Source organism: Streptomyces wuyuanensis, from assembly GCF_900103455.1.
Taxonomy (GTDB): Bacteria; Actinomycetota; Actinomycetes; order Streptomycetales; family Streptomycetaceae; genus Streptomyces; species Streptomyces wuyuanensis.
The window spans coordinates 81,437-98,442 of sequence record NZ_FNHI01000010.1 but is presented as its reverse complement, the minus strand read 5'-3'; the positions used below and the strand labels follow the sequence as shown (position 1 = coordinate 98,442).

The 17,006-nt window shown below is 71.0% G+C and carries 18 protein-coding genes and 1 tRNA gene; 3 read left to right on the top strand and 16 right to left on the bottom strand.

Translation table 11 applies throughout. From position 1 onward, the window contains the following. Nucleotides 1-42: 42 nt before the first annotated feature. Together BLT82_RS16390 and BLT82_RS16385 are read right to left on the bottom strand one after the other, a co-directional pair. On the bottom strand, nt 43-2,463 hold the full coding sequence (locus BLT82_RS16390) for an MFS transporter (RefSeq protein WP_093655414.1): 2,421 nt from the start codon (nt 2,461-2,463) through the stop codon (nt 43-45). A 15-nt stretch (nt 2,464-2,478) separates the two neighbouring features. Beyond that, nucleotides 2,479-2,928 (bottom strand): MarR family winged helix-turn-helix transcriptional regulator, encoded by a 450-nt coding sequence (locus BLT82_RS16385; RefSeq protein WP_093655412.1) that lies wholly within the window; start codon nt 2,926-2,928, stop codon nt 2,479-2,481. 224 nt (nt 2,929-3,152) lie between these two features. On the opposite strand from BLT82_RS16385, the gene BLT82_RS16380 reads away from it, so the two are divergent. After that, the gene (locus BLT82_RS16380; RefSeq protein WP_093655410.1) at nt 3,153-3,368 is read left to right on the top strand and encodes a hypothetical protein; all 216 of its coding nucleotides are present in this window, start codon (nt 3,153-3,155) and stop codon (nt 3,366-3,368) included. A 34-nt stretch (nt 3,369-3,402) separates the two neighbouring features. On the opposite strand, the gene BLT82_RS37945 is transcribed toward BLT82_RS16380, so the two are convergent. From BLT82_RS37945 to BLT82_RS16345, 8 genes are all read right to left on the bottom strand, one after another. Further along, on the bottom strand, nt 3,403-3,705 hold the full coding sequence (locus tag BLT82_RS37945) for a hypothetical protein (RefSeq protein WP_244292011.1): 303 nt from the start codon (nt 3,703-3,705) through the stop codon (nt 3,403-3,405). A 554-nt stretch (nt 3,706-4,259) separates the two neighbouring features. Then, nucleotides 4,260-5,162 (bottom strand): RNA polymerase sigma factor SigF, encoded by a 903-nt coding sequence (locus tag BLT82_RS16370; RefSeq protein ID WP_093655406.1) that lies wholly within the window; start codon nt 5,160-5,162, stop codon nt 4,260-4,262. Nucleotides 5,163-5,396: 234 nt separating this feature from the next. Then, the gene (locus BLT82_RS16365; RefSeq protein ID WP_384077051.1) at nt 5,397-6,224 is read right to left on the bottom strand and encodes an RNA polymerase sigma factor SigF; all 828 of its coding nucleotides are present in this window, start codon (nt 6,222-6,224) and stop codon (nt 5,397-5,399) included. 301 nt (nt 6,225-6,525) lie between these two features. Then, nucleotides 6,526-6,687 (bottom strand): hypothetical protein, encoded by a 162-nt coding sequence (locus BLT82_RS37165; protein ID WP_167746024.1) that lies wholly within the window; start codon nt 6,685-6,687, stop codon nt 6,526-6,528. 452 nt (nt 6,688-7,139) lie between these two features. Then, nucleotides 7,140-7,224 (bottom strand) — tRNA-Ser (locus BLT82_RS16360). A gap of 48 nt (nt 7,225-7,272) precedes the next feature. Further along, a complete protein-coding gene (gene tadA, locus BLT82_RS16355) occupies nt 7,273-7,758 on the bottom strand; it encodes a tRNA adenosine(34) deaminase TadA (RefSeq protein ID WP_093655686.1) in 486 nt (161 codons plus the stop codon). A 35-nt stretch (nt 7,759-7,793) separates the two neighbouring features. Continuing rightward, nucleotides 7,794-8,309: a tRNA adenosine deaminase-associated protein gene (locus tag BLT82_RS16350; RefSeq protein WP_093655402.1), complete on the bottom strand. Its 516-nt coding sequence runs from the start codon at nt 8,307-8,309 to the stop codon at nt 7,794-7,796. Nucleotides 8,310-8,491: 182 nt separating this feature from the next. Next, nucleotides 8,492-8,698, bottom strand: coding sequence for a hypothetical protein (locus BLT82_RS16345; protein WP_093655400.1), 207 nt, complete (start codon nt 8,696-8,698; stop codon nt 8,492-8,494). Nucleotides 8,699-8,785: 87 nt separating this feature from the next. On the opposite strand from BLT82_RS16345, the gene upp reads away from it, so the two are divergent. Continuing rightward, entirely contained in the window at nt 8,786-9,421 is a 636-nt protein-coding gene (gene upp, locus BLT82_RS16340) for a uracil phosphoribosyltransferase (RefSeq protein ID WP_093655398.1), read from the top strand. A 206-nt stretch (nt 9,422-9,627) separates the two neighbouring features. Here the strand turns inward: upp and BLT82_RS16335 are convergent, their stop codons facing one another. Next, nucleotides 9,628-10,251, bottom strand: a complete 624-nt coding sequence (locus tag BLT82_RS16335) for a LytR C-terminal domain-containing protein (RefSeq protein WP_244292010.1) — start codon at nt 10,249-10,251, stop codon at nt 9,628-9,630. A gap of 155 nt (nt 10,252-10,406) precedes the next feature. Further along, on the bottom strand, nt 10,407-10,703 hold the full coding sequence (locus BLT82_RS16330) for a type II toxin-antitoxin system VapB family antitoxin (protein WP_003999914.1): 297 nt from the start codon (nt 10,701-10,703) through the stop codon (nt 10,407-10,409). A 108-nt stretch (nt 10,704-10,811) separates the two neighbouring features. Between BLT82_RS16330 and BLT82_RS16325 the strand changes: the two genes are divergently transcribed. Continuing rightward, complete coding sequence (locus BLT82_RS16325; protein WP_093655394.1) at nt 10,812-12,419, top strand: helicase HerA-like domain-containing protein; 1,608 nt, start codon at nt 10,812-10,814, stop codon at nt 12,417-12,419. A 54-nt stretch (nt 12,420-12,473) separates the two neighbouring features. Here BLT82_RS16325 and BLT82_RS16320 read toward each other — a convergent pair whose 3' ends face one another. The 4 genes from BLT82_RS16320 to BLT82_RS16305 all read right to left on the bottom strand — a co-directional run bounded on the left by BLT82_RS16320 (nt 12,474) and on the right by BLT82_RS16305 (nt 16,995). Next, nucleotides 12,474-14,015 (bottom strand): M28 family metallopeptidase, encoded by a 1,542-nt coding sequence (locus BLT82_RS16320; RefSeq protein WP_093655393.1) that lies wholly within the window; start codon nt 14,013-14,015, stop codon nt 12,474-12,476. A 160-nt stretch (nt 14,016-14,175) separates the two neighbouring features. Continuing rightward, the gene (locus BLT82_RS16315; RefSeq protein ID WP_093655391.1) at nt 14,176-14,757 is read right to left on the bottom strand and encodes an HhH-GPD-type base excision DNA repair protein; all 582 of its coding nucleotides are present in this window, start codon (nt 14,755-14,757) and stop codon (nt 14,176-14,178) included. A gap of 94 nt (nt 14,758-14,851) precedes the next feature. Further along, nucleotides 14,852-15,613 carry a class I SAM-dependent methyltransferase gene (locus tag BLT82_RS16310; protein ID WP_093655389.1) on the bottom strand — a complete coding sequence of 254 codons (762 nt, stop codon included), beginning with the start codon at nt 15,611-15,613 and terminating at the stop codon, nt 14,852-14,854. Nucleotides 15,614-15,693: 80 nt separating this feature from the next. Beyond that, nucleotides 15,694-16,995 (bottom strand): YncE family protein, encoded by a 1,302-nt coding sequence (locus BLT82_RS16305; RefSeq protein WP_093655387.1) that lies wholly within the window; start codon nt 16,993-16,995, stop codon nt 15,694-15,696. Between the last annotated feature and the right edge of the window lie 11 nt (nt 16,996-17,006).

The window sequence follows — 17,006 nt, the reverse complement described above, 5'->3', positions numbered from 1 at the left end:
CCCGGGCGGCGCCTCCGCTGGGAGCGCCGTCCGGGGGTGTGGTCACTCGCCCGCGTGGGCGAGTTCGATGTCGTGTCCGTCCACGCCGCCGCCGGACACGGTGAGCGTGCCCGCCGCCGGCGGGTAGCCGCTCGCGATGACCGTGTACTCGCCCGCGTCGAGGTCGGCGAAGGCGTACGCGCCGTCGTCGCCGGTGGTCGCGGTCGCGACCACGTTCCCCGCCGCGTCGATCAGGGTCACCCGGGCGTCGCCCAGCGGGCTCCCGGCGTCCCCGGCCCGGACGGTGCCCCGGACCACGGCGCCCGCGCGCAGGGCCACCTCGAGCCGGGTCACACCCTGGCCGCCGATCTCCACGGGGAGGGCCAGCGGCCGGAAGCCGGGGGCGTTGACGGCGACGGTCACCCCGCCCGGCACCAGTTCGGCGAAGGCGAAGACCCCGTCGGGGCCGGAGGCGCCGGTGGCGAGCACATCGCCGCGCACATCGGTGACGACCACCATCGCGCCCCCGACCGCCGCGCCGTCCTCGGCCGCTACCACGGTGCCGGTCAGCCCGCTCGTACCGGCGAGGAGGACGTCGTAGGCGACGGGCTCGTCCCCGACGACCACCGTGGACGCCTGCGGCTGGAAGCCGTCGGCCGAGGCGATCAGGACGTAGGAGCCTGCGTCCGGTGCGTCCAGGGCGTACGAGCCGTCCGCCCGGGTCACCGCGCGGCCCAGCTGCCGGCCGGCCGGCGAGATCAGCGTGACGGCGGCCCGCCCGACGGGCGCGCCCTCCGAGCCGCGCACCACACCGCGCACGGCGGTTTCGCCGGCGACGGCCTCGGGCTCCTCGGCGGAGGCGGCGGCACCGGCGTCCTCGGACGAGGCGTCGGGAGCGGCGGCCGAGGCGCCCTTCAGGGCCACCTCCTTGATGAACAGGGTCACCAGGAAGGCCAGCAGCGCGAACGGGGCCGAGTACAGGAACACGTCCGCGACACCGTGCCCGTAGGCGCTCTCGATCACGGTGCGGACCGGGGCGGGCAGCGCGTCCAGGTCGGGGATGCCTCCGCCATCGGTTCCGCCGTGCCCCAGCGCCGCGCCGCGCGGGCCGAGTTCGGCGAGGCCGTCCTCCACGTAGCGGGTGACGCGGTTGCCGAGCACCGCGCCCAGCGCGGAGACGCCGATGGCGCCGCCCAGCGAGCGGAAGAAGGTGACGACCGACGAGGCCGCGCCCAGGTCCTGCGGGGCCACCTGGTTCTGGGTGCACAGCACGAGGTTCTGCATCATCATGCCGAGACCGAGGCCCATGACGGCCATGAAGACGGCGATGCGCCAGTACTCGGTGTCGTAGCGGATCATGCCCAGCAGACCGAGACCGCCGGTCACCAGCACACCGCCACTGACCAGCCATGCCTTCCACCTGCCGGTCTTCGTGATGATCAGGCCGCTGACCGTCGAGGAGACGAACAGACCGGCGATCATCGGGATGGTCATGACGCCGGACATCGTCGGCGACTCGCCCCGGGCCAGCTGGAAGTACTGGCTGAAGAAGACCGTGCCGGCGAACATCGCGACACCCACGAAGAGCGAGGCGAGCGAGGCGAGCGTGATGGTCCGGTTGCGGAACAGCCGCAGCGGGACGATCGGCTCGGCGGCCCGGGACTCGATGATCAGGAAGATCACTCCCAGCGCCGCCGCGCCACCGGTCATGGCGTACGTCTGCCAGGACAGCCACGCGTACTTGTCACCCGCGAAGGTGACCCAGATCAGCAGCAGCGAGACCGCCGCGCTGATGAAGAAGGCGCCCGCCCAGTCGACCTTGACGTCCCGCTTCACCACGGGGAGATTCAGGGTCTTCTGCAGCACGATCAGCGCGATGAGTGCGAACGGCACGCCGACGTAGAAGCACCAGCGCCAGCCGAGCCAGTCGGTGTCGGTGATGACGCCGCCGAGGAGCGGACCGCCGACCGTTGCGACGGCGAACGTCGCACCGAGGTAGCCGCTGTAGCGGCCGCGTTCCCTCGGGGAGATCATCGCGGCCATGATGACCTGCGCCAGGGCGGTGAGACCGCCGACGCCGATGCCCTGCACCACGCGGCAGGCGATGAGCGTTCCGGTGTTCTGCGCGAGCCCGGCGACCACCGACCCCGCCACGTAGATGAGCAGGGCTATCTGGACCAGCAGCTTCTTGCTGAAGAGGTCGGCGAGCTTGCCCCAGAGCGGGGTGGTCGCGGTCATGGCGAGCAGGGCCGCCGTGACCACCCACGTGTAGGCGGACTGTCCGCCGCCCAGGTCGCCGATGATCTCGGGCAGGGCGTTGGAGACGATGGTCGAGGACAGGATGGCGACGAACATGCCGAGCAGCAGCCCGGACAGCGCCTCCATGATCTGCCGGTGCGTCATCGGCGCGCCGCCCTCGGAGGCAGAGGTCCCCCCATGCTTGGCGTGGCCGCCCCGCACACCGGTCGGTGTGGTCGTAGCCATGTACGTCCTTGTCTCTTACGTAGGTGTGCGGGCGGTCCGGCAGTCCCCGACGGACTCGCGGAGGCGGGCCAGCAGCGCGTTCAGCCGTCCGACGTCGTCGTCGGACCAGTCCTTGAGGTAGTGGGCGAACAGATCGGTCGTGCGCCGGCCGAGGTCGTCGAGCTGGGCCACCCCTGCGGGGGTGAGCCGCAGGATGCGCGAGCGCCCGTCGTCCGGGTCGGGCGACCGCTCGATCCAGCCGCGCTCGGCGACGTGCGCCACATGGCGGCTGGTGACGGACACGTCGACGGCGAGGAGGTCCGCGAGCCGGCTCGTCCGCATCTCCCCGTACCGGTCGAGGAGGGCCAGCACGGCGGCGGAGCCGGACGGGCACTCCGCGGGGAGCAGCCGTGCGACGCCCCGCTTCAGGGCGCCCATGGCGCCTATCTGGCGGGCCAGCTCTTCGTAGTGACTCCGGTCGGCCATCGGCGCACCCCCATCTTGTTGCTTAGGGCAACCATAAAAGCGGTTGGTTGCTACAGGCAAACGAAAAGGGGCCCTTCGGAGTAAAGGAACCCCCAAGGCTTTGCATGTGCGAGGTCATGGTCCGGCCACGTCGGCGGGGAACGTGCGGACGACGTGCGGGCATGTGGCGGGGGCGGCCCACCGGGGGTTGGGCGGGTCACCCGGGTTCGCTAGGGTCCTGACCCATGGCACACAACCCCCAAGCGCCCCAGGGTCCCGAGGGCTACGACCCCGCGGGCAGCACCCAGATGTTCCGCGCCTTCGTCGACGAGGGTGATCCGCAGCACGGAGGCCGCGCCGCGGCGGCGCCCGCGTCCGCCGGCCCGCGGGTCGGGCTGATCGTCGGGATCGTGGCGGCCGTCGCGATCGTCGGCGCCGTCGTCTGGCTCGCGCTCGGCTGATCGCCGCAACGGCACCTCCGTGGGATCCGTCCGCTCAGGACGGATGCCGCGCGCGTACGTCCTGCGTCTCGACGCGCATGCCCAGCGGCACGCGCCAGGAGTCCACGCACACCAGGTACGTCGTCGCCCTCGCCGTGCCCGCGGCGATGGGCGCCGGCAGCGCGTGGGTGGAGTCGATCGTCGCCCAGTCGATGCCGAGCGCGCCGATGATGTGCGTGCCGAACACGACGGTGCCCGAACGCACCGCTGTACCGCCGGTGTTGCGGAACTCCACGGTGACGTTCTCGCACCACCGTTCGTCCGTGGGCGCCCTGCGCACCTCGGCGACGACCAGCACGGCGGGCCCGGACGGCGACGGGTCCGGTGGCGGGGGAGTCGGCCGGCCCGTGCCGGGTGCCGACGGCGTGCTCCCCGGTTCTGACGGCCCCGGCTCCGGTCCGGTGCCCGTTCCTCCTCCGGAAGGCCGTCCGCCCGGAGTTCCGCTCGCGGTCGGACCCTCCGGGGACCGCGGCGCCGTTCCCGTGCCGGGCGCGCCCACACCCGGGTCCGCCCTCCCTGCGGCGTCGCCTGCGGACCCCGGTGCCGCGCCGGACGGCCGGGCGGGAGAGCTGTCGTCGAGGGGCACGAGCACGACGTCCCCGGACGGCGGAACGGCGTCCTGAGGCCCGTGTTCGCCGGCTCCCACGGCCGCGTACCCGCCGGTCTGCCCGTCGGTCCCGGAGGCCGCGAGCACCCCGCCGAGACAGAGCGCCACCCCCGCAAGCCCGCATCCGACCCGTCCCCGCCGCATCGGCCCAGTGTGTCTGACGCTCCGTCAAAGAGGAACCCCGCGACGGGAAGCGGTGGGGAGCCGGGCGCCGGCCGTGGAAGCGCGCGCCCGGCCGATCGGCGTCAGTCGGCGATCAGACCTTCACGCAGCTGCGCCAGCGTCCGGGTGAGCAGCCGGGAGACGTGCATCTGGGAGATGCCGACCTCCTCGCCGATCTGCGACTGCGTCATGTTGGCGAAGAAGCGCAGCATGATGATCTGGCGCTCGCGCGGGGGGAGTTTGGCCAGCAGCGGCTTCAGGGACTCGCGGTACTCGACGCCTTCCAGAGCGCCGTCCTCGTAGCCCAGGCGGTCCGCGAGGGAGCCCTCGCCGCCGTCGTCCTCGGGCGAAGGGGAGTCCAGCGAGGACGCCGTGTACGCGTTGCCCACGGCCAGACCGTCGACCACGTCCTCCTCCGACACGCCCAGTACTGCGGCGAGTTCGGGCACCGTCGGAGAGCGGTCCAGCTTCTGGGCCAGCTCGTCGCTCGCCTTCGTCAGCGCGAGCCGGAGCTCCTGGAGCCGGCGCGGGACCCGCACCGACCAACTCGTGTCCCGGAAGAAGCGCTTGATCTCGCCGACCACCGTCGGCATCGCGAACGTCGGGAACTCCACGCCGCGTTCGCAGTCGAAGCGGTCGATCGCCTTGATGAGGCCGATCGTGCCGACCTGGACGATGTCCTCCATCGGCTCGTTGCGGCTGCGGAAGCGGGCCGCCGCGTAGCGCACCAGGGGCAGATTGAGCTCGATCAGCGTGTCGCGTACGTACGTACGCTCCGGGCTGTCCTGGTCGAGGGCGGCCAGCCGCAGGAAGAGCGAGCGCGAGAGCGTGCGGGTGTCGAGAGCCCCGGGAGCATCGGCCGGCAGGTCCATGGAGACGTCCACGGACACGGGTGCGGAGACCGGTTCGGGCGCCGGGGGCGCGTCGGGCGAGGGAGCGCTCTGCGTGAGCGTGAGCACCTTCGAGCTGCCCTGTTCTGCGGACATGCCACCCCCTGGAGGTCGCGGACGGTCGCGTCGGCCGCGACCATCGGAGGAACGCAGCCTCCACCTGAATACCGGAGGTGGGGCCGCCGCAAACGCGGTTCCCGCAGAATGTCACATGTCGGCAACACGCTGTAGTGACATGTCGACAACGGAGCGTCAAATCAGCGCAGGAAAAAGGGGGTATGCGGCTTTCGCGCCGCTCGAAATGGGCCGAAAGGGGTCTACCCGATTCGGTTACGCCTCGATCCTGTTTGCGGATCTCAATCGTGCGAAGCTGCGGGCGAGGAGCCTTGACACATGCATCTGCGAGACCCCCAGCTCCGCGCTGATCTGTGACTGCGTCAGATTGCTGTAGTAGCGCAGCAGCAGGATCCGCTGCTCACGCTCGGGCAGTTGTACGAGGAGATGGCGGACGAGGTCGCGGTGTTCGACCCCGGCGAGCGCGGGGTCCTCGTAGCCGAGCCGGTCCAGCAGGCCGGGCAGCCCGTCGCCCTCCTGCGCGGCCTCCAGTGATGTGGCGTGGTACGACCGGCCCGCCTCGATGCAGGCGAGGACCTCGTCCTCGGAGATCTTCAGCCGTTCCGCGATCTCGGCCGTCGTCGGGGACCGCCCGTGCGTCGTGGTCAGGTCCTCCGTCGCGCCGTTGACCTGCACCCACAGCTCGTGAAGCCGGCGCGGCACGTGCACGGTCCGCACGTTGTCGCGGAAGTACCGCTTGATCTCGCCGACCACGGTCGGCATCGCGAAGGTCGGGAACTGCACACCGCGCTCGGGGTCGAACCTGTCGATCGCGTTGATCAGGCCGATGGTGCCGACCTGGACCACGTCCTCCATCGGCTCGTTCCGGCTGCGGAAGCGGGCCGCCGCGTAACGGACCAGGGGCAGGTTCGCCTCGATCAGGGCGGCCCGGACGCGGGTGTGCTCGGGCGTGCCCGGCTCCAGGTCCTTCAGCTGGGCGAAGAGCACCTGGGTCAGCGCCCTGGTGTCCGCGCCCCGGCTCTGCTTGGTCCGGCCCTCGCTCTCGTTCTGGGGCGGCACTTGAGGCGCAGTACTGGCCGGCACGGTCACGCCACCCCTTCACGGGTCGAACGGCGTCAACCCCAGGGGTCAACTCCGGGTCAACTCATCCATCAAAAAGCGGTCATAGCATCACAACACAGGTCCACTGTGTTCAAGCACCCCATAGCGCCGTGTTGAGGGCAAGTTGGTGCATAAGTGAAGAAAGCCCCGCACCTCTACGGTGGGGGCTGCAGGGTCTGGGTGAGCGGGCGGCTCGGTGGTTCGCGTCCGGTCATCACCCGCGTGGTGACGCCTCGCACCGCCGACCGGAGGCGTCCGGGTGGGGCACGGGGTCCGGAGCGACCTAGTTGACGAGCTCCGACATGAACTCGCCGACACCCTGTGCGGCGCTCGATATGCCCTCGAAGCCCACCTGGACGAGGTCGGCCGCCCGGGCCGGGGAGTTGATGATCGTGTACAGCACGAAGACGACGACCACATAGAGAGCGATCTTCTTCGTTTGCACCACTAGTCCCTGCCTCCCCTGCGGCCCCTGTGCGGACGCGTGAGTCTAACCGAGCGTTTAGGGACCAAGGACCCTGCCAAGGGGGTCCTTCGTCCGGCCGTGGAAGGCTTCCCCACCAGCACTATTGGGGGTGAACCCGGAGGATCTGGCAGGAATCCGATGGGTGAGGAACCGTGCCCCCACTGCGGGGCCCGCGCCATGTGCTCCCCCCGGGCAGCGGCGCCGGGCCGGCGGGCGCGTTCCCAGCGGGGGAAGCGGTGAGTCCCCCGACCCCGCTTCCCCCGACCAGGCGGAAGCCCCGGCCCGATCCCCCGAACGGCCGGGGCTTCCTCATGCGTGCGCCGCGCCCGCGCCGGGAGGCGGCCCGCGTCCGGGCGCCCGTGCGCGGGGGGCGCACGCGTACACGATGAAGGGCCCCGGGCTAGAACAAGCGACGGGGCCCTTCACAAGAGCGGTAGCGGAGGGATTTGAACCCTCGGTGACTTGCGCCACACTCGCTTTCGAGGCGAGCTCCTTCGGCCGCTCGGACACGCTACCGGGAGAGAGCTTAGCCCAAGGTGGGCCGTGCTCTGAAATCGGTATCGGTCAGCGTCCCGGAAGGCCGTTCCGCGGCCCCTCGCCGGGCGACTCACCGGTACCGCCGCGGGAGTCCCGGAAGAACGCGGTGAGCTGCCGCGCGCACTCCTCCTCCAGTACTCCATGGATCACCTCCGGGCGGTGGTTGAGCCGCCGGTCCCGGACCACGTCCCAGAGCGAGCCCGCCGCGCCGGCCTTCTCGTCCCGGGCGCCGTAGACCACCCGGTCGACTCGGGACAGCACCAGCGCGCCCGCGCACATCGTGCACGGCTCCAGCGTGACGACGAGCGTGCAGCCGGTCAGCCGCCAGCTCCCGCGCGCGGCGGAGGCGCGCCGGAGCGCGAGGACCTCCGCGTGCCCGGTGGGGTCGCCGGTCAGCTCGCGTTCGTTGTGGCCGGTCGCCAGCACCGTGCCGTCCTCGGCCAGCACGACGGCGCCGACCGGGACGTCCCCGGTCAGCGGCGCGCGTGCGGCCTCGTCGAGCGCGAGCCGCATGGGCGCCTCCCACGGCGCCCGTACGGGGTCCGTCACTAGCGGACGGCCTCCAGGATCTCGGAGGCGCCGAGCGTGTCGGCGATCTCGGTCAGCGCGTCCGAGCTGAGCACGCACAGTTCCTTCGAGGACATCCCGAGATCGGCGAGCAGATCTCGGTCGCCGAGTGGTCCGATCGGGACGGCGTCGGGGTCGTCGGCCGTCTCCTCCTCGGTCTCGGGCTCGCCGTCCTCCGTACCGTCGAGGTCGAGCGAGTCCAGCTCGTCATCCTCCTCGTCCTTGCCGAGCAGCTCGTCCGTGAGCATCGCCCCGTAGGAGGAGCGTGCTGCCGAGGCGGCGTCCGAGACGAAGACACGAGGATCGTCCTCGCCGTCCACCCGGACGATGCCGAACCATGTGTCTTCCTGCTCGATGAAGGCGAGCACCGTGTCCTCGTTCACCGAGGCATCGCGGGCCAAGTCGGTCAGATCCGACAGGGTCTCCACATCGTCGAGCTCTGTGTCGCTCGCTACCCACCCGTCTTCGGTGCGCGCGAGCAGTGCGGCGAAGTACACCGTGACTCTCCCACTGATCAGAGTTGTGACGACCGGCGGAGCGCTGCTCGTGCCCCGCCCACTCGGAATCGTGGCAGAAACAGCGGCTTCGCGAGAGGTCTTCCGGCCTTGCGTCGTGCACGCGTTCTGCGAGAGGGGCCGCCGAACGGCGTCGTGCGGGTCCGTCCAGGGGACACCGAGGCTCACCAGCGGAAGGAGCGCATGAGCATCGCCTGGCGCATCCGCGCCGCGCGGGCACGCCGGGGCCGGACGCGGTCCCGCAGGGCCTTTGCCTCGTGCAGTTCGCGGAGGAACTGGGCGCGCCGGCGCCTGCGCTCGGCGTCGGTCTCCTCCTGCTCCTGCCGCGGTTCCCGCCGCTGCTCCCGGTCCTGCTGATCCCGCTCCGGCATCGGCCACACCACCTCGGCGCTGGAAGGCTATGTCCCACCTTCCCTCCGGAGGCCGTGCCCACGCCAGCCCCGGCTACTGTTGGATCCATGCGGATCCACGTCGTCGACCACCCCCTGGTGGCGCACAAGCTCACCACCCTGCGCGACCGGCGCACCGACTCCCCCACCTTCCGGCGCCTCGCCGACGAGCTGGTGACCCTGCTCGCCTACGAGGCCACGCGTGATGTGCGCACCGAGCAGATCGACATCGAGACGCCGGTGTCGGCGACCACGGGAGTGAAGCTCTCCCGCCCGCGGCCCCTGGTGGTGCCGATCCTGCGGGCCGGCCTCGGCATGCTGGACGGCATGGTGCGGCTGCTGCCGACCGCCGAGGTGGGCTTCCTCGGCATGATCCGCAACGAGGAGACCCTGGAGGCGTCGACGTACGCGACGCGCATGCCGGAGGACCTCTCGGGCCGCCAGGTGTACGTCCTCGACCCCATGCTGGCCACGGGCGGCACGCTGGTCGCGGCGATCCAGGAGCTGATCAAGCGCGGTGCCGACGATGTGACGGCGGTCGTGCTGCTGGCGGCGCCGGAGGGCGTCGAGGTGATGGAACGCGAGCTCGCGGGCACGCCGGTGACGGTCGTGACGGCCTCGGTCGACGAGCGCCTCAACGAGCAGGGCTACATCGTTCCGGGCCTGGGCGACGCGGGCGACCGGATGTACGGGGCGGCCGAGTAGGACCCGCCGGCCCCCGGAACCCGCCCCCGGCCCGAACTTCCGGCCGCGGTCGGGCTCCGGGCGCCCGTGACGCGGACGCGTACGCCTCGTACGACGACGGCGCGGCGAGGAGGCGCACCGACGCGTCAGGCTCCGGCGGTACCCCCGCGCACCGGATCGGAGCGCGAGGCGCGGCGACCGGTGCGGGGCGCGGTGGAGTGCGGGGCTCAGCCGCACTCGCCCGGCGCGGGCGAGGGCTTGGCCAGCGCGGCCAGTGCCTTGTCCGCGACCGGCTTGGTGTTCAGCGTCTTGAAGGCCGTGCCGATGATCAGGTCGACATCCGCGGAGGTGCGGGCGTCGGCCCTGACCTGCGCCCCGGCGAGCTGGGTGCCCAGCACGCCGAACGGCCCCTCGTACGCGCCGGGCGCGCCCAGCAGCAGCCCGGCGCCGGGCACCTTCTTGTCGTACTCCGCCGGGGCGTTGCCCACCTTGCCGATGTTGAAGCCGCGCCTCTGCAGCTCGTCGGCGGTGGCCTTGGCCAGTCCGCTGCGCGGGGTCGCGTTGTAGACGTTGACGGTGATCTGGGCCGGCCTCGGCGGTGCCGGGGCCGCGGACGGTGCGGACCGGGGTTTGCACGCCGCGGCCCGGCTCTTGGCGCCGGTCTTCTCGGCGTCACCCGAGAAGGCATCGATGAGCTGCAGCGTTCCCCACCCGCCGAGGCCGAGGACGGCCACGGCTGCGACGACTGCGAGCACGACCTTGCGGCGGCGACGAGGCCGGCGCATACGCGGATACGCGTTGCCCGTAATGCGGTACTTTCCGCCCATGCCTGGGGGAGTGAGCATGCTCATGGGCGCAGCGTAATGCGGTCCGGTGGCTATGCCTACTTAACGATCATCCGCTTGCGCCCGTATGGGCGCGAAGCTGCGCCTTAAGGGTCGCGATGCTGCGCCTTACGGGGTCGCGGGGAGGGGCCGAACGGGTCGCCCGCGGCGGCCGGTCCGGGTCAGTCCAGCTCCAGCACGCGGGCGTGGAGCACCTGCCGCTGCTGGAGTGCCGCGCGCACGGCGCGGTGCAGCCCGTCCTCGAGGTAGAGGTCGCCCTGCCACTTCACGACATGGGCGAAGAGGTCCCCGTAGAAGGTCGAGTCCTCGGCGAGGAGGGTCTCGAGGTCCAGTTGGCCCTTGGTGGTCACGAGCTGATCGAGGCGGACCGGGCGCGGCGCGACATCCGCCCACTGCCGGGTGCTTTCCCGGCCGTGGTCGGGATACGGCCGCCCGTTGCCGATGCGCTTGAAGATCACACGGAAAGCCTACCGGGCAAGCGGCGGTCGGCGCAGCCAGGCAGCGCCGGTGGGATGCTGAGCAAAACCCCGCAAAAACCTCGCAAACCCGGAAGTAGGGGCCGTGTCATGACTGAGCCCGAGCAGCCGTCACGGTCCGCGGGCCCGTCCGGCGCGTCTGAACTCCCCGCGGAGGCAGGACAGATCGCCTCCGGTTACGCCTTTACGGGGCCCGCCCTCGAGCTGGGTGCCCTGCTCCACGACGGGCGGTGCCTGCCGGGGGCGCCCGTCCGGATCCCCCTGGGCATGCTCAATCGCCACGGCCTGGTCGCGGGAGCGACGGGCACCGGCAAGACCAAGACGCTCCAGCTGGTCGCCGAGCAGCTGTCGGCGAACGGTGTCCCCGTGTTCCTCGCCGACATGAAGGGCGATCTCTCCGGCATCGCCGCGCCCGGCGAGGGCGGGGAGAAGGTCGTGGAGCGGGCCGCGCAGGTGGGCCAGGAGTGGCGTGCGGAGGGCTTCCCCGCGGAGTTCTACGCGCTGGGCGGCACCGGCCACGGCATCCCGGTCCGCGCGACCGTCACGGACTTCGGCCCGGTGCTGCTGTCCAAGGTGCTCCAGCTCAACCGGACGCAGGAGCAGTCGCTCGGCCTGATCTTCCACTACGCCGACGCCAAGGGGCTGGAGCTGGTGGACCTGAAGGATCTGCGGGCCGTGGTCGCGTTCCTGGTGTCGGACACCGGGAAGCCGGAGCTGAAGGGCATCGGCGGCCTGTCCACGGCCACGGCCGGGGTGATCCTGCGGTCCATCACGGCCTTCGAGCAGCAGGGCGCGGGCGACTTCTTCGGCGAGCCGGAGTTCGACACGGGCGAGCTGCTGCGAACGGCGCCCGACGGACGCGGAGTCGTGTCCGTGCTGGAACTCCCCGGCGTCCAGGACGAGCCGCAGCTCTTCTCGACCTTTCTGATGTGGCTGCTCGCGGATCTGTACGCGGATCTGCCGGAGGTCGGCGACCTCGACAAGCCGAAGCTGGTGTTCTTCTTCGACGAGGCGCATCTCCTGTTCGACGGAGCCTCCAAGGCGTTCCTGGAGGCGGTCACCCGGACGGTGCGGCTGATCCGCTCCAAGGGGGTCGGGGTCTTCTTCGTGACGCAGACGCCCAAGGACGTGCCCGGTGATGTGCTGGGGCAGCTCGGCAACCGGGTGCAGCACGCCCTGCGGGCCTTCACCCCGGACGACGCCAAGGCGCTGAAGGCGACGGTGCGGACGTTCCCGGACTCCCCGTACGACCTGGAGGAGGTCCTCACCTCGCTGGGCACGGGAGAGGCGGTCGTCACCGTGCTGAGCGAGTCGGGCGCGCCGACGCCCGTCGCTGCGACGCGGCTGCGGGCGCCGGTGTCGCTGATGGGCCCGGTCGGTGACTCCGTGCTGGATGCCGCGGTGGCGTCCTCGGCGCTGTACCCGCGCTATGCACAGGCTGTGGACCGGGAGTCGGCGTACGAGAAGCTGACGGCGGAGCAGCAGGCCGAGGAGTCGGCGTTGCGGGCGGCGCGGGAGGCGGAGGAGGCCGCCCGGCGGGAGGCGGACGCGGCCCGCGCGCCGCGGCGGGAGGAGTCCCTGGCCGGACAGGTGATGGGCAGTGGGCTGTTCACGTCACTTGCCCGCTCGGTCGGCACCCAGCTGGGCCGGGAGATCTCCCGGTCCCTCTTCGGCACGTCACGCAGACGTCGCCGGTAGAAGGGGCCCGGCCGCCGGGAGACATCGCGGGTCAGGGAATGCCGGTCCCCGCTGTTACTCGGTGACCTCGTGGTCGTGGCCGTCGTGCAGACCGCCGCCGCTGCCCGTGTCGCCGTCCGTGGGGACGGTGACGACCGGCTTGCGCAGCGAGCTCAGGTCGTGCGCGTACGTGCCGGCGGCGTTGGCGATGATGTCGATGTTGACGTCGAACGCCTTCATGTTGACGTTCTTGATGTCGTCGCACTTGGCGTGGTAGCACGCGTCGTACGCGACGCCCGCCGTGCCGCCGAACTTCTCGGCCTGCGCGGCGGACTTGATGCCCTCGGCGCCGGTGAAGGTGCCGCCGGACGGGATGCCGGCCTCGACGAACGGGCCGTAGTCGGAGCGGCCCGTGAAGTCCGTGCCCTCGTGGGGCGCGCCGACGCGGTCCATGAACTCGTTGATGTCGCGCTCCAGCTGGGCCGAGCCCGCCGGACCGGCCGGCGCGCCTACGCCGTCGGAGTTGTCGCCGTCGTACACGAACAGGCCGTAGTTCGGCGACGCGATCATGTCGAAGTTCAGGTAGAGCTTGATCTCCTTCTTGCCCAGGTCGCTCAGGTTCGCGACGTAGTGCTCGGAGCCCAGCAGACCGTTCTCCTCGGCGCCCCACCAGGCGAACCGCACCTTGTTGGCGGGCCGCTTCTCGGCCTTGGCGAACTCCAGGGCGACCTCGAGCAGACCGGCCGAGCCGGAGCCGTTGTCGTTGATGCCGGGGCCGGCCGTCACGGAGTCGAGGTGGGCGCCCAGCATGACCGTGTTGGCGGCGTTGCCGTGGCGCGTCTCGGCGATGACGTTGCGAGTGGTCCGCTTCTCCTGGAGCTGGCGGATCTCGAAGTCGATGCTCACCGGGCCCTTGGCCAGGTCCTCGGCGAGCTTGGCGCCCTCGGCCTGGGTGATGCCGCCGGTCGGGATCTTTCCGGCCTCGGGGCCGCCGAGGGTGCCGGAGAGGGCTCCCTCGGTGTTGTTGTAGATGACCGCGCCGATCGCGCCCGCCGCGGCCGCGTTCTCCTGCTTGGCGGCGAACGTGCAGCCACCGCGCTGGATCAGCGCCACCTTGCCGGTGAAGGTTCCGGAGGCGAAGTCCGCGGGCTCGCAGCCCGTGGTGCCGTCGGCGTCGACGGGGACGGCGGCCAGGTCGGCCCTGACACCGCCCACGGGCGTCGACTTGGTGTACGTCATCGCCGATATCGCGATGTCGCGCGGCGCGGGGGAGACCACCGACAGCTTCTCGGCCTGGGTCTCGGTGTATATGAAGTCGAAGTTCTGGTACGAGACGTCGTACCCGGCCTTCTTCAGCTGCTGGTAGACGTACGCGGCGGAGGCGTCGTAACCCAGCGAACCGGCGGCGCGGTGGCCGCCGGTGCTGTCGGCTATCTGCTGGAACTTCTGCAAGTGCTTGAAGGCGTCCTTGGCGGACGACTCGCGGACCAGCTTCTTGGAGAGCTTGGCCGCGTCCTTCGCCGCTCCCTTGGCAGGGTCGTGCCGGTGAGCGGTTGCGGGCGAGGCGGATGCCAGCAGGAGCGGGGTCGCGAGTGCGGCTGCGGCCACGGTGGCCACTGCTCTGCGATGGGTTGCGTTCACAGAGGTCCTTCCCGGTGCGAACGAGGTTGAGGGGAAGCTAGCGATCTCTGAGTGTTCTGTGAACACATGTGCCGCAACTCACGCGTTATTTAGCGCCATTGACATCAACTGGTACGTCTTCGGGCGTACTTGTGAGTCATTTGGCCGCCTTCGCCGCGCGCTTCAGCTCCTGCTTGTGCGCACGGACCTTGGCCAGCGACTCCGGACCGGTGATGTCCGCGGCCGAACGGTAGGCGCGCTCCTCGCCGTACGGTCCAGCGGCCTCCCGCCAGCCGTCCGGGCACACCCCGTACTGCTTGCCCAGCAGGGCGAGGAAGATCTGGGCCTTCTGCTTGCCGAAGCCGGGCAGCGCGAGCAGCCGGCCGAGCACCTCCTTGCCCGAGGGCGCGTCCTTCCACAGTGCCGTCGGGTCGCCGTCGTACTCGTCCACCAGGTACTGGCACAGCTGGTGGATCCGTTTCGCCATCGACCCCGGATAGCGGTGCACCGCGGGCTTCTGCGACAGCAGAGCGGCGAACGCCTCGGGGTCCTGGGCGGCGATCTCGTGGGCGTCGAGATCGTCCTTTCCGAGGCGCTCGGCGATCGTGTGGGGGCCCGTGAAGGCCCATTCCATCGGGACCTGCTGGTCCAGCAGCATGCCGATCATCAGGGCAAGCGGACTGCGCCCGAGCAGCTCGTCGGCCTCGGGCTGCTGGGCGAGGTGGATCTCGGGACTCATTCCCCGATGATCCCTCCCGCCAGGGCGTGCCGCACCTCCGCCGCGGCCCTTCGGGGCTCCGCGGACGCCTGGCGGCGGGTCCCGCCGGGTGCCGTCAGCCGGGCTTGCGCGCCTCGATCAGAAAGCGGGTCGTCCGGGCGACGAACGGACCCTCCGCCTCGATCCGGTCGTGCAGCTCGCGGAGCCGGTCGCGGTACCGGGCCACGGTGAAGCCCGGCACCATCCACACCACCTTCCGCAGGAAGTAGATCACCGCCCCGATGTCGAAGAACTCGGTCCGCAGCGCCTCCGAACGCAGGTCGACGACCTCCAGTCCGGCAGTCTCGGCCGCCTCGCGGGCGTCGTCGGGATGGCGGGCCCGGCGCGTCTCCTCCGGCTGGGGTCCCAGGAAGTACTCGACCAGCTCGAAGACGCTGGCCGGGCCGACCTGCTGCGAGAGGTACGTACCACCCGGTCGCAGGACCCGGGCGATCTCGTCCCACCAGACCTGCACCGGGTGCCGGCTGACGACCAGGTCGAAGGCCCCCGCACCGAACGGCAGCGGGGGCTCGTCGCGGTCCACCACGACCGCCGCCCCCAGCGGATGCAGCAGCCGCGTGGCCTTCTCGACGTTCGGCGGCCAGCCCTCGGTGGCGACCGTGAGCGGCGGCAGCTTCGGGGCGCCGGCGAGCACCTCTCCGCCGCCGGTCTGGATGTCGAGGGCGGCCGACGCCCGCGCCAGCCGCTCGCTCATCAGCCGCTGGTACCCCCAGGACGGGCGCTGCTCGGTCGCCCGGCCGTCGAGCCAGGAGAAGTCCCAGCCCGCCACGGAAACGGACTCGGCCTCGGCCACCAAATGGTCGAACGTGCGGGTCATGAACCGATGGTGCCGCCCGCTCCGGGGTCCCGCCACCCGTTTGTCCCGGGGGACGCCGGCCCCTGGTCACGATGGCCGGGCTATTCCCGTGCGGCCGAAGGGCCCGTCCAGTCAGCTGCCACCTTGCCGAGCCGCACGCGCTGGGGGTGGTCCCCGACCGGCACGCTCGCCACCTTGCGGCCGGTGGCGAAGTCGATCGCGGTGACCGAGTCCGATCCGCTCTCGGAGACCACGCACGACTTCCCGTCCCCGCTCACCGTGGCCCAGTACGGCTTCGAGGCCGTGATCAGCGGCCCCTCCCGGAGCGTCGCCCGGTCGACGACCGTCGCGTAGTCGTCCATCGTCCCGGCGACGCAGATCTTGTCGCCCGCGGGGCTCATCGAGATGCCGTGGTGGCGGGAGTCGTTCACCCAGGTCGTACGGTCCTCGCTGGTCGCCGGGTTCTTCGGGAGGGTCTTCTCGCGGGTGATGCGGTCGGCGGCCACGTCGTACTCCAGGAAGCCGTTGTGGAACGAGACCTGGAAGTAGAGCTTCGACTCGTCCGGGGTGAAGGCAACAGGCCGCACCGCGTCCGAGAGGTCCGTTCGGCCGAAGGCGTCCAGCCGCTGCCGCATGTCGATGACCTTGACCGTGCGGTACGTCTCCGCGTCGACCACGGTGATCTTGCGGTCGCCCTTGGTGAAGTCCCAGAAGGGGTCGTCCAGAGCGGTGTTGACCTCGCCGATCGCGCTGTTCCAGATCCGCTTGCCGCCGTCGGTGAAGACGTTCTCGTGCGGTTTGTCGCCGGTGGCGAAAGAGCCGGCCTCGCGGCCGGTGCGGATGTCGAGGACGTGCACGGTGTTGGACGTCGACGCGGAGACCGCAACACGTGTCCCGTCCGGGGAGACGGCCATGTGGTCGGAACGGTAACCCGACACGGGAAAACGCCAGTTGAGCTTTCCGCTGGCCACGTCGATGGACACGACGTCGGCGAAACTCGGCCGCGACACGACGACGGCGGATCCGTCCGGCGTCGAGTACATGTCGTCGACGAACTGGTCGTGGCCCTCGCCGACGGACATCCGGATGCCGAGGAAGTAGGCGAGCTTCACCGGGTTGAGATGGATCTCCAGCATCCGCTGGTCCTTGTCCGGGATCACATTGATCCGGCCGATCCTGGCGAGGGAACCGGAGGGTTCGAGGACATCGGCGGTGCCGTCCCAGTTGTTGCCGACGAACAGCACCTCGCGCAGGCCGGCCGAGCCGGTGGTGGTGACGGTGGCGGTGGCTGTGGTCCCGGGCTCCTGGGACGCCGGGGCCGCCGACGCCGGGCCGGTCGCGGTGGCCGTGACCGCGAGGGCCACGGCCACAACGGCCAGAGCCGGGGGGAGTGCTGTCTTCACGGCGCGCTCCT

What these genes read in the sequence shown, in the direction of transcription:
- BLT82_RS16390 (WP_093655414.1), bottom strand. Translation starts at nt 2,463, where the DNA reads ATGGCTACGACCACACCGACCGGTGTGCGGGGCGGCCACGCCAAGCAT.
- BLT82_RS16385 (WP_093655412.1), bottom strand. Translation starts at nt 2,928, where the DNA reads ATGGCCGACCGGAGTCACTACGAAGAGCTGGCCCGCCAGATAGGCGCC.
- BLT82_RS16380 (WP_093655410.1), top strand. Translation starts at nt 3,153, where the DNA reads ATGGCACACAACCCCCAAGCGCCCCAGGGTCCCGAGGGCTACGACCCC.
- BLT82_RS16370 (WP_093655406.1), bottom strand. Translation starts at nt 5,162, where the DNA reads ATGTCCGCAGAACAGGGCAGCTCGAAGGTGCTCACGCTCACGCAGAGC.
- tadA (WP_093655686.1), bottom strand. Translation starts at nt 7,758, where the DNA reads ATGCGGCTCGCGCTCGACGAGGCCGCACGCGCGCCGCTGACCGGGGAC.
- BLT82_RS16345 (WP_093655400.1), bottom strand. Translation starts at nt 8,698, where the DNA reads ATGCCGGAGCGGGATCAGCAGGACCGGGAGCAGCGGCGGGAACCGCGG.
- upp (WP_093655398.1), top strand. Translation starts at nt 8,786, where the DNA reads ATGCGGATCCACGTCGTCGACCACCCCCTGGTGGCGCACAAGCTCACC.
- BLT82_RS16335 (WP_244292010.1), bottom strand. Translation starts at nt 10,251, where the DNA reads ATGAGCATGCTCACTCCCCCAGGCATGGGCGGAAAGTACCGCATTACG.
- BLT82_RS16325 (WP_093655394.1), top strand. Translation starts at nt 10,812, where the DNA reads ATGACTGAGCCCGAGCAGCCGTCACGGTCCGCGGGCCCGTCCGGCGCG.
- BLT82_RS16315 (WP_093655391.1), bottom strand. Translation starts at nt 14,757, where the DNA reads ATGAGTCCCGAGATCCACCTCGCCCAGCAGCCCGAGGCCGACGAGCTG.
- BLT82_RS16310 (WP_093655389.1), bottom strand. Translation starts at nt 15,613, where the DNA reads ATGACCCGCACGTTCGACCATTTGGTGGCCGAGGCCGAGTCCGTTTCC.